Source organism: Streptomyces sp. SM1 (assembly GCF_002910825.1).
GTDB lineage: Bacteria > Actinomycetota > Actinomycetes > Streptomycetales > Streptomycetaceae > Streptomyces > Streptomyces okerensis.
On sequence record NZ_NEUB01000358.1, the window covers coordinates 1 to 10,076 of the forward strand.

Consider the following 10,076-nt stretch of genomic DNA (forward strand, 5'->3'; position numbering starts at 1 on the left):
CCACCCGCCGTCCCGTCCCCACCCCCGGCGAGGTCTTCCCGCGCCGCAAGCCCTCCCCGCCCCCGCCCGGTCAGCACCTGGCCGCGGGCTGACGGCTTCCCATGGCTACCCTGGAGCCATGGACTACGTCTCCGCGCTGCTTCCCCCGACGGTCATGGCCGTCCTCTTCATCAGCGTCATCCGGGTGATCGTGAAGACTCAGGGCGGCGCCAACAAGGCCAAGGAGGACGCCGCCGTCGACGCGGCCCTCGCAAGGGTGGAGGGCTCCGGGACCTCCCCCAAGGCCGAGGCCTGACCGACCGGACGAACGGCACGGACCGCCGCGCCACCCCTCAGGGCGTACGACCTCCCCTCGTACGCCCTTTTTGTTCTCGTTTGCCATCGTTGGCGCCCGTCCGCACGCCATGGGCGGGATCTCCCACTATTGTTATGAGTTGTGCCTCGCCCATTGGGAGAACTCGAAGACGCGGTCATGACGCGGGTGTGGAAGTGGAACCGCCCGGTGACCGTTCGGGAAGTCCTGGAAGATCTGCAGAAGGAACGGTCCATCGCGTACACGACGGTGATGACCGTTCTGGACAATCTCCATCAGAAGGGCTGGGTGCGCCGAGAAGCCGAGGGCCGGGCCTATCGATATGAGGCGGTCTCCACTCGCGCCGCCTACGCCGCGGCGCTGATGAAGGAAGCGTGGTCGCAGAGTGACAACGCCGCCGCCGCTCTCGTCGCCTTCTTCGGCATGATGAGCGAGGAACAGCGCCAGGCCCTCACCGACGCGGTCCGGATCGTCCAGCTCCCGGAAACCACCGTCGAGAACCCCGGCTCCGCCGAGGACCGCAGCGGACGATAGCGTCCGCTCATGTCAGCAGACAGCCCCGAAGTCACCGCAAATGCCATCACGGTCCGGCGGGCCCGTACCGGCGATGTGCAGGCCGTACGCCGTCTCCTTGACGCCTACGTCCGCGGCGCCATCCTGCTCGACAAAGCGACGGTGACGCTTTACGAGGACATCCAGGAGTTCTGGGTCGCGGAACGGGACGACAACGCGGAGGTCGTCGGCTGCGGCGCCCTGCACGTGATGTGGGAAGACCTCGCGGAAGTCCGTACTCTGGCCGTGAAGCCGGGCCTGAAGGGCGCCGGTGTCGGGCACCGGGTGCTGGAGAAGTTGCTGGAGACGGCCCGCTGGCTCGGCGTTCGGCGCGTATTCTGCCTGACCTTCGAAGTGGACTTCTTCAGCAGGCACGGCTTCGTGGAGATCGGTGAGACCCCGGTCGACACCGATGTGTACGCGGAGCTGCTGCGTTCCTATGACGAGGGCGTCGCGGAGTTCCTCGGTCTCGAACGCGTGAAACCGAACACCTTGGGCAACAGCCGGATGCTTCTGCATCTGTGATCGCCGGGCGATTCCGCAACCGACCCCTTGCCCCGGTGCCCTATGTCCGAAACGCGCATGTTTCCGTACCCGCTGCGGGCATCGGGTCTCTGCCAGGGGTTTGTGTTTTTACGGCAAAAGCGGTTTGCTTTCCGGAGTACTGCAGTACTGGATATAACAAGGGACGGCGATACGGCGGACGCCGCCACACCCCGGCCCTCAGGTTATCGATGAAAGGAAATCCGGTGGCACAGAAGGTTCAGGTCCTTCTTGTCGACGACCTCGACGGCGGCGAGGCGGACGAGACCGTGACGTTCGCGTTGGACGGCAAGACGTACGAGATCGATCTCACCACTGCCAATGCGGACAAGCTCCGCGGCCTTCTCGAGGCTTACGTGAAGGGCGGTCGCCGCACCGGGGGCCGCGCTTCGGGCGGGCGCGGAAAGGCGCGTTCTTCTTCCGGGGGCAGCCAGGACACCGCGGCCATCCGCGCCTGGGCGAAGGAGAACGGTCACGAGGTCAACGACCGCGGCCGTGTTCCGGCGGCCATCCGCGAGGCCTATGAAAAGGCCAACGGCTGACCCTCGGTCCTCACGGCGGCGGCCGCACACGCGCGCCGCAGCCGAACCCGGTGGATGTGTGTCGCCAGGGTGTTCACCAGTCGCACGAGATCCGGGGGGCCGGCACAGTCCCCCCTGACGCCCCTCGTGCCCATCGCCGACAGCGTCGGCAGCGAGGCCCCGGCCTCGGCTCCCGGCTCGGGGGGCCGCAACCACACGGCGGCCCCCTGCGGACTGTTCCGGGCGCCCGTGCCGCGGGGCCGGGTTCCGTCCGCCACGGCGCTCCCCGCGCCGCCCCGGCCTCCCGGGCCTCCCGCGCCGGAGCCGGCGGGACGGGGAGCCTCCAGAAGGCCCCCGGCCCCGATGGCCCTCAGGTCCAGTTCCAGCGGTGCGCCCCACTCCAGCCACTCCAGCAGCCCCGGCAGTTCCGCGGCGCTGCCCTCGGCCACCAGGAGCCACATCCGGTCACCGGACAGCGACACCGGGAAGCCCCGTCCGGAGCACCCCGGGCGTTCCCAGTGCTCCAGCGCCGCGTACCCCGCCTCGGCGGGCACGTCGAGGACGTCGAACCGCACTCCCACCGCCAGCCGCACCGGAACGCCGGGCACCGTGGGCCAGCCCAGCACGTTCTCGTACCAGAGCCCGACCTCGTCGTGACCCGGTGTGAGTGGCCGGCGGGGAAGGGGGACGCCGGCGGAGAGGATGCCAACCATGCCCCGCGCAACCGCGCGAAGGCACAGAGGGTTACGCTAAGTTCGTATGCCTATGCACAAAGTGACGAACAGGGGGGCGTGCGGGGGTGTGGGGAGGCGCGAGGTTGTTCGCCCGTAGCGGAGGGGAGCCGTGCACTCGGCATGGACTGTCCGTAGCAGCGGGTAAGACATCCCTAGTGGGAGGGGACGACACGCAGGACGGCACGTCTCCCGTTCGCCATCGGCGTACTGGCGATGAGGGTAACTGCCTGGCCTGCGGGAACATCGTCTCGCACCATCGGGTTGGAGGAGATGTCGGCGTGAGCGGGGTCAGGAGGCCATCGACGGTGTCGGCAGTCGGAATGAGCGGTCCCCGCTTGCGGGACTAAGCTGCGGAAGGACAGGGAGGGGAAGTTCCCCCCACTGCCTGACCGCTCTGAGGAGCGATTAACGATGTTCGAGAGGTTCACCGACCGCGCGCGGCGGGTTGTCGTCCTGGCTCAGGAAGAAGCCCGGATGCTCAACCACAACTACATCGGCACCGAGCACATCCTCCTGGGCCTGATCCACGAGGGTGAGGGTGTCGCCGCCAAGGCCCTTGAGAGCCTCGGGATTTCGCTCGAGGCGGTCCGCCAGCAGGTGGAGGAGATCATCGGGCAGGGCCAGCAGGCCCCGTCGGGTCACATTCCCTTCACCCCCCGTGCCAAGAAGGTCCTGGAGCTGTCGCTCCGCGAGGCCCTCCAGCTCGGGCACAACTACATCGGCACGGAGCACATCCTGCTCGGCCTGATCCGCGAGGGCGAGGGCGTCGCCGCCCAGGTCCTGGTCAAGCTGGGCGCCGATCTCAACCGGGTGCGGCAGCAGGTCATCCAGCTGCTCTCCGGCTACCAGGGCAAGGAGACCGCCACCGCCGGCGGTCCTGCCGAGGGCACCCCCTCCACGTCCCTGGTCCTCGACCAGTTCGGCCGGAACCTCACCCAGGCCGCTCGTGAGTCCAAGCTCGACCCGGTCATCGGGCGCGAGAAGGAGATCGAGCGGGTCATGCAGGTGCTGTCCCGCCGTACCAAGAACAACCCGGTGCTGATCGGTGAGCCCGGCGTCGGCAAGACCGCCGTCGTCGAGGGCCTCGCCCAGGCCATCGTCAAGGGCGAGGTGCCCGAGACCCTCAAGGACAAGCACCTCTACACCCTGGACCTCGGCGCGCTGGTCGCCGGCTCCCGCTACCGCGGTGACTTCGAGGAGCGTCTGAAGAAGGTCCTCAAGGAGATCCGCACCCGCGGCGACATCATCCTGTTCATCGACGAGCTGCACACGCTGGTCGGTGCGGGTGCCGCCGAGGGCGCCATCGACGCCGCTTCCATCCTGAAGCCGATGCTGGCCCGCGGTGAGCTGCAGACCATCGGTGCGACCACCCTGGACGAGTACCGCAAGCACCTGGAGAAGGACGCGGCCCTCGAGCGCCGCTTCCAGCCGATCCAGGTCGCCGAGCCGTCCCTGCCGCACACGATCGAGATCCTGAAGGGTCTCCGTGACCGGTACGAGGCCCACCACCGCGTCTCCATCACGGACGAGGCCCTGGTCCAGGCGGCGACGCTGGCCGACCGCTACATCTCGGACCGTTTCCTGCCGGACAAGGCGATCGACCTGATCGACGAGGCCGGCTCCCGGATGCGCATCCGCCGGATGACCGCGCCGCCGGACCTGCGCGAGTTCGACGAGAAGATCGCCGGTGTCCGCCGGGACAAGGAGTCCGCGATCGACTCGCAGGACTTCGAGAAGGCCGCCTCCCTGCGGGACAAGGAGAAGCAGCTCCTCGCCGCGAAGGCGAAGCGGGAGAAGGAGTGGAAGGCCGGCGACATGGACGTCGTCGCCGAGGTCGACGGCGACCTGATCGCCGAGGTCCTCGCCACGGCGACCGGCATTCCGGTCTTCAAGCTGACGGAGGAGGAGTCGTCCCGCCTGCTGCGCATGGAGGACGAGCTCCACAAGCGGGTCATCGGCCAGAAGGACGCCGTCAAGGCGCTGTCCAAGGCGATCCGCCGTACCCGGGCCGGTCTGAAGGACCCGAAGCGTCCCGGTGGCTCGTTCATCTTCGCCGGCCCGTCCGGTGTCGGTAAGACCGAGCTGTCCAAGGCGCTCGCCGAATTCCTCTTCGGTGACGAGGACGCGCTGATCTCCCTCGACATGTCGGAGTTCAGCGAGAAGCACACGGTCTCGCGTCTCTTCGGTTCGCCCCCCGGCTACGTGGGCTACGAGGAGGGCGGTCAGCTGACGGAGAAGGTGCGCCGCAAGCCGTTCTCGGTCGTCCTCTTCGACGAGGTCGAGAAGGCCCACCCGGACATCTTCAACTCGCTGCTGCAGATCCTGGAGGACGGTCGCCTGACCGACTCCCAGGGCCGGGTCGTGGACTTCAAGAACACGGTCATCATCATGACGACCAACCTCGGCACCCGGGACATCTCCAAGGGCTTCAACCTGGGCTTCGCCGCCGCGGGCGACACGAAGACCAACTACGACCGGATGAAGAACAAGGTCTCGGACGAGCTCAAGCAGCACTTCCGGCCCGAGTTCCTCAACCGTGTCGACGACGTGGTGGTCTTCCCGCAGCTCACGCAGGACGACATCCTGAAGATCGTCGACCTGATGATCGAGAAGGTGGACGAGCGCCTGAAGGACCGGGACATGGGCATCGAGCTGTCCCAGCCCGCCAAGGAACTGCTGTCCAAGAGGGGCTACGACCCCGTGCTGGGTGCCCGGCCGCTGCGCCGGACGATCCAGCGGGAGATCGAGGACTCGCTGTCGGAGAAGATCCTCTTCGGCGAGCTGCGTCCCGGTCACATCGTGGTCGTCGACATCGAGGGCGAGGGCGAGTCCGCGACCTTCACCTTCCGCGGTGAGGAGAAGTCGGCCCTGCCCGACGTCCCGCCGATCGAGCAGGCGGCCGGCGGAGCCGGCCCGAACCTGAGCAAGGACGCGTAGCCGCCGCGTCCGGCCTGTGCGAAAGGGGTCTGCCCCGGGACATGAGTCCCGGGGCAGACCCCTTTGTGCACGCGGGCTCCGTACCCGGCTGTGGGCCGGTCAGGAGAGCTGACCGTCGTAGTCCGGCAGTTTGAAGGACTTCTCGGCATGGCCGCCCGACAGGTCGGTGGGGCTGTTGCCGATGTTGGCGATGATCGTGTAGCCCTTGCGCTCGATGGCGACACGCTGGGCGGTCTTGTAGTCGGCGACGTTCTTGAAGAGGTCCAGGAAGCCGCGGACGTACAGGCCGGAGGACTCGTAGCCGGCCCGGTCGAGGTTCCACTCGGTGGGCGCGTAGATGATGCCGGGGCGGGCGGTGACGAAGAACAGGTCCACACCGCGTTCCTCGGCGTACCGGGCGACCTCCAGGACCGGATCGTTGGCCGGCTGCGGGAAGCTGAAGCCGAAGTCGGTCTCCAGAGCGGTGTTGTCGATGTCCAGGACGATGGCCTGCCTCTCGCCCGGCGCGGCGTCCGCGATCCGTTGCCGGACATAGGGCAGGGCCTGGTCCATGACCGCCCGGCAGTCCCGCTGCCAGGTGTCGTAGTCGACGTCGGCCGCGGCATGGGTCGGCGCCGCGGCCGGGGCTGCGGTGGCGGCCGCGGTCGCGGTGGCCGCCGTGGACGAGCCTGAGGGGGATACGGCCCCGGCCGGTGCGGCCAGGAGCATCAGTGCCGTCGCGGAGACGGCGGTCACCGATACGCGGCGCAACCAGGGGCGTCGGCTTCTCATGTCGTGGGGGTCCTCTCACGTCCGTGACGCTGCCAACATGGCGTGTGCATGCTCGTGTGCGAGGGTGACGCGAGGTGAACCGTAGGGTTACCGGACGGTAGGCGCCTAGAGGCCTGCGCCACATTTCTGAAGCGGCACATGCCGCGCTCCGGTGACATGCCGCACAGGCGCTCTGACCGGTACTACCCGGAATAGTGAGAAAGCGGCACGAGGCAAAGGGGGCATTTCGGGTGGATGTCTGATCCACCGCCCTGAAATGGGGGTTTCCTCCAGAAAAAGGCCTCTGTCAAGAGATGTGGCTCTCACGACGGGAGTACTACGGAAAGTCGTAGATCACACCTTTGCTGCTTTTCGGGCGGAAGGGTTACCACTGAACAGCCACCGCGGTGCGGTCCCGTGCCGGGTGGTTTTCCTCCGTTCCCTTCCCGGTGAGGTTGAGATGAGCCAGCGCGTCACGTCCCGTTTCTCCCGTACGTCCCTGATCCGCACCCGCGCGGCCGTGCTGGCCGCCGGAATGGGGGCCTCGGTCGCACTGGGTGCCGGGGTCGCGGCCGCTGCCGACACCACGGCCGCGTCGAGCGCCGCCGGTGCCGTTCAGGCGCAGGCCGCCGCCCAGGCCGAGGCTGCGAAGGTCCAGGCCGCCAAGGCCGAGAAGGCCGCCGAGGCGCGGAAGGCCGCCGCCGCGAAGGCGGCCAAGGCCGAGAAGGCGGCCGCGGTGAAGAAGGCGACCGCCGCCAAGAAGAAGGCGGCCGCCGCCAAGAAGAAGGCCGCGTCCTGGATCGACCCGGTGAAGAGCTACAAGCTGTCCGCGAGCTTCGCCCAGAACGGCGGCATGTGGGCGTCCAAGCACTCCGGCCAGGACTACGCCGTCCCGACCGGCACCCCGGTCCTGGCCGCGCACGGCGGCACCGTCGTCAAGGCCGGCGGCAACGGCGCCGGTGACGGTCCCGCGTACGGCAACGCCGTGGTGATCAAGCATGGCGACAAGACGTACTCCCAGTACGCCCACCTGTCCTCGGTGAACGTGAAGGCGGGCCAGGTCGTCAAGACCGGCCAGAAGATCGCCTCGTCCGGCAACACCGGCAACTCCAGCGGTCCCCACCTGCACTTCGAGATCCGTACGAGCCCGAACTACGGCTCCGCCGTGGACCCGGCGAAGTTCCTGCGCTCCAAGGGTGTGCAGCTCTGACCCCGGTACCCGGACGTGTGACACCGCCCGGGTACCGGACAGGCCCTAGCCGTCCGCGGAGCCCCGGTGGGCCTGGGTGATCAGATCGATGGCGACCTCGAGGACGGCCTTGCGCTTCTCCTCGGGGTCGCTCTCCATGTCCTGCAGGACGAGCATCCCCGCGTGCATGGTGAACAGGGCGCTGACACAGCGCACCTGGTCGACGAGATCGGCGTCCGGGTCCATGAGGATGTCCCGCAGCCCGAGCATGCGGGTCTTGAACATGTCGCCGATGCGCAGTTCGCGGACGGTCGCCTGGTTCTCCTGCATGAAGCGGAAGAACGGGGCGGCGCCCATCAGAGCCTCGCTGTACCGGCGGATGATCTCCTGCTTCGTCTCCAGCGAGTGCGGCTGCCCCCGCCCCCACTCGATCAGTTCCTCCATCGGCAGGGAGAGATCCTCGAAGATGCCGACGAGGATCTCCTCCTTGGTCTTGAAGTGGTAGTAGAGCGCCGCTTTGGTGACGTCGAGATGCTCGGCGATCTCCCGCAGGGAGGTCTTCTCGTAGCCCTGCTCGGCGAAGAGGTCGAGCGCGACGTCCTGGATGCGCTGGCGGGTGTTCCCGCGGCGCCGCTGTCTGGTGCCGTCCATGGTGCCGCCCATCCTCCTGCTCGTCCCGCCCTTGGCAAAAACTTACTTGACGCCCGGCTAGTTTCACGACTAGCTTTCCAGTCCAATGTACTAGCCGGGCGGCAAGTAAGTAGTGGTGGTCACGCGACGGTGGCCGGGGGAGTGGAGATCATGGCGGACACGGCAGACGCGTCGGCGGCGGGGGCCGCGGACACACCTGCGGCGGAAGCCGGGAAGGACGGCGGCAAGCAGCCGCGCAGCGTGCGGGTGGTCCTGCTCGCGCTCATGATCACGATGATGCTCGCGATGCTCGACAACATGATCATCGGCACGGCGATGCCGACGATCGTCGGCGAGCTGGGCGGGCTGGAGCACCTGGCCTGGGTGGTCACCGCCTACACGCTCGCGACCGCGGCCTCCACCCCGGTCTGGGGCAAGCTCGGCGACATGTACGGGCGCAAGGCCACGTTCATGACCTCCATCGTGATCTTCCTGATCGGCTCCGCGCTCAGCGGCATGGCGCAGAACATGGGCGAGCTGATCGGCTTCCGCGCGGTGCAGGGGCTGGGCGCCGGCGGTCTGATGGTCGGTGTCATGGCGATCATCGGCGACCTGATCCCGCCCCGCGAACGCGGCAAGTACCAGGGCATGATGGCCGCGGTGATGGCGCTGGCCATGATCGGCGGACCCCTGGTCGGCGGCACCATCACCGACAACTGGGGATGGCGCTGGGCCTTCTACATCAACCTGCCGCTCGGCGCGGTCGCGCTGGCCGCCGTGGGCGCCGTGCTGCACCTGCCGAAGAAGCGCGCCCAGGCCGGCATCGACTACCTCGGAGTCGCGCTGCTGACCGTCGGCATCACCGCCGTCGTGCTGGTCACCACCTGGGGCGGCACGGAGTACGCCTGGAGCTCCGCGCGGATCATGGAGCTGATCGGTCTCGGTGTCGCCTCGCTCGTCGGCTTCGTGTTCTGGCAGACCAGGGCCGCCGAACCGGTGCTGCCCCTGCACATCTTCCGCAGCCGCAACTTCGCGCTGATGTCCGTCATCGGCTTCATCGTCGGCTTCGTGATGTTCGGCGCGACGCTCTTCCTGCCGCTCTACCAGCAGGCCGTGCAGGGCGCCTCCGCCACCAACTCCGGTCTGCTGCTCCTGCCGATGCTCGGCGCGATGCTGGTCACCTCGATGGTCGCGGGCCGGGTGACCACCAACACCGGCCGCTACAAGGTCTTCCCGGTTGTCGGCAGCGCGCTGCTGATCGCCGGTCTGTATCTGCTGTCCACGATGGACACCGGCACCTCCCGCCTCACCTCCGGTGTCTTCATGGCCGTGCTGGGTCTGGGCATGGGATGTCTGATGCAGATCACCATGCTCGTCGCGCAGAACAGCGTGGAGATGAAGGACATGGGCGTGGCGTCCTCGTCCACCACCCTGTTCCGTACCCTCGGCGCGTCCTTCGGCGTGGCGATCATGGGCGCGCTGTTCAACAACCGCGTCCAGGACGTCATGGCCGCGACACCCGGCACCGCGGCCTCCCGGCTGACCGAGCAGTCCGCCCAACTGGACGCCGAGAGCCTGGCGAAGCTGCCGGCCGCCGCCCGCGAGGCCTACCAGTACGCGGTCTCCTCGGGCACCCACTCCGCGTTCCTGCTCGGCGCGGTGATCGCGGTGATCGCGCTGGCGGCGGCCGTGTTCGTCAAGGAGGTACCGCTGAAGGGCGAGGGCCCCAAGAAGGGGAAGACCGACGACGGCGCCCCGGCGGCGGCGGTGACCGAGCTCGTCTGAGGCGTCGGCTTCCCGGAACACCGGAGCCCCCGGCGGCGCACCCGCGTACCCCGGGGGCCGCGCGGGCTCACGTACCCCCGGGGGCCGCGCGGGCTCGCATCCTCGGCGGCTCCGCCGGTCCC

The 10,076-nt window shown here is 68.3% G+C and carries 10 protein-coding genes; 7 read left to right on the plus strand and 3 right to left on the minus strand.

Annotation, left to right across the window (positions count from 1 at the left end; genetic code table 11):
* Nucleotides 1-118 precede the first annotated feature (118 nt).
* The 4 genes from B9S61_RS08905 to B9S61_RS08920 all read left to right on the plus strand — a co-directional run bounded on the left by B9S61_RS08905 (nt 119) and on the right by B9S61_RS08920 (nt 1,950).
* Nucleotides 119-295, plus strand: coding sequence for a hypothetical protein (locus tag B9S61_RS08905; protein WP_103541768.1), 177 nt, complete (start codon nt 119-121; stop codon nt 293-295).
* 153 nt (nt 296-448) lie between these two features.
* A complete protein-coding gene (locus B9S61_RS08910) occupies nt 449-847 on the plus strand; it encodes a BlaI/MecI/CopY family transcriptional regulator (RefSeq protein WP_103541769.1) in 399 nt (132 codons plus the stop codon).
* A 9-nt stretch (nt 848-856) separates the two neighbouring features.
* Nucleotides 857-1,390 (plus strand): amino-acid N-acetyltransferase, encoded by a 534-nt coding sequence (locus B9S61_RS08915; protein WP_103541770.1) that lies wholly within the window; start codon nt 857-859, stop codon nt 1,388-1,390.
* 224 nt (nt 1,391-1,614) lie between these two features.
* Complete coding sequence (locus B9S61_RS08920) at nt 1,615-1,950, plus strand: Lsr2 family protein (RefSeq protein ID WP_103541771.1); 336 nt, start codon at nt 1,615-1,617, stop codon at nt 1,948-1,950.
* Here B9S61_RS08920 and B9S61_RS08925 read toward each other — a convergent pair.
* The gene (locus B9S61_RS08925) at nt 1,929-2,642 is read right to left on the minus strand and encodes an SCO3374 family protein (RefSeq protein ID WP_103541772.1); all 714 of its coding nucleotides are present in this window, start codon (nt 2,640-2,642) and stop codon (nt 1,929-1,931) included. The two genes, B9S61_RS08920 and B9S61_RS08925, sit on opposite strands and share 22 nt — an antisense overlap.
* Before the next feature lie 432 nt (nt 2,643-3,074).
* Between B9S61_RS08925 and B9S61_RS08935 the strand changes: the two genes are divergently transcribed.
* Nucleotides 3,075-5,600, plus strand: coding sequence for an ATP-dependent Clp protease ATP-binding subunit (locus tag B9S61_RS08935; RefSeq protein ID WP_103541773.1), 2,526 nt, complete (start codon nt 3,075-3,077; stop codon nt 5,598-5,600).
* Between the two features lie 99 nt (nt 5,601-5,699).
* Here B9S61_RS08935 and B9S61_RS08940 read toward each other — a convergent pair whose 3' ends face one another.
* Nucleotides 5,700-6,371 (minus strand): HAD family acid phosphatase, encoded by a 672-nt coding sequence (locus B9S61_RS08940; protein ID WP_103541774.1) that lies wholly within the window; start codon nt 6,369-6,371, stop codon nt 5,700-5,702.
* Nucleotides 6,372-6,810: 439 nt separating this feature from the next.
* Between B9S61_RS08940 and B9S61_RS08945 the strand changes: the two genes are divergently transcribed.
* On the plus strand, nt 6,811-7,560 hold the full coding sequence (locus tag B9S61_RS08945; RefSeq protein ID WP_103541775.1) for a M23 family metallopeptidase: 750 nt from the start codon (nt 6,811-6,813) through the stop codon (nt 7,558-7,560).
* 45 nt (nt 7,561-7,605) lie between these two features.
* Here the strand turns inward: B9S61_RS08945 and B9S61_RS08950 are convergent, their stop codons facing one another.
* Nucleotides 7,606-8,202 carry a TetR/AcrR family transcriptional regulator gene (locus B9S61_RS08950; protein WP_181007301.1) on the minus strand — a complete coding sequence of 199 codons (597 nt, stop codon included), beginning with the start codon at nt 8,200-8,202 and terminating at the stop codon, nt 7,606-7,608.
* Nucleotides 8,203-8,340: 138 nt separating this feature from the next.
* On the opposite strand from B9S61_RS08950, the gene B9S61_RS08955 reads away from it, so the two are divergent.
* Entirely contained in the window at nt 8,341-9,954 is a 1,614-nt protein-coding gene (locus B9S61_RS08955) for an MDR family MFS transporter (protein WP_103541777.1), read from the plus strand.
* Nucleotides 9,955-10,076: the final 122 nt, after the last annotated feature.

Coding starts and splice junctions, on each gene's coding strand:
- B9S61_RS08905 (WP_103541768.1), top strand. CDS start 119: ATGGACTACGTCTCCGCGCTGCTTCCCCCGACGGTCATGGCCGTCCTC.
- B9S61_RS08915 (WP_103541770.1), top strand. CDS start 857: ATGTCAGCAGACAGCCCCGAAGTCACCGCAAATGCCATCACGGTCCGG.
- B9S61_RS08925 (WP_103541772.1), bottom strand. CDS start 2,642: ATGGTTGGCATCCTCTCCGCCGGCGTCCCCCTTCCCCGCCGGCCACTC.
- B9S61_RS08935 (WP_103541773.1), top strand. CDS start 3,075: ATGTTCGAGAGGTTCACCGACCGCGCGCGGCGGGTTGTCGTCCTGGCT.
- B9S61_RS08940 (WP_103541774.1), bottom strand. CDS start 6,371: ATGAGAAGCCGACGCCCCTGGTTGCGCCGCGTATCGGTGACCGCCGTC.
- B9S61_RS08945 (WP_103541775.1), top strand. CDS start 6,811: ATGAGCCAGCGCGTCACGTCCCGTTTCTCCCGTACGTCCCTGATCCGC.
- B9S61_RS08950 (WP_181007301.1), bottom strand. CDS start 8,202: ATGGGCGGCACCATGGACGGCACCAGACAGCGGCGCCGCGGGAACACC.
- B9S61_RS08955 (WP_103541777.1), top strand. CDS start 8,341: ATGGCGGACACGGCAGACGCGTCGGCGGCGGGGGCCGCGGACACACCT.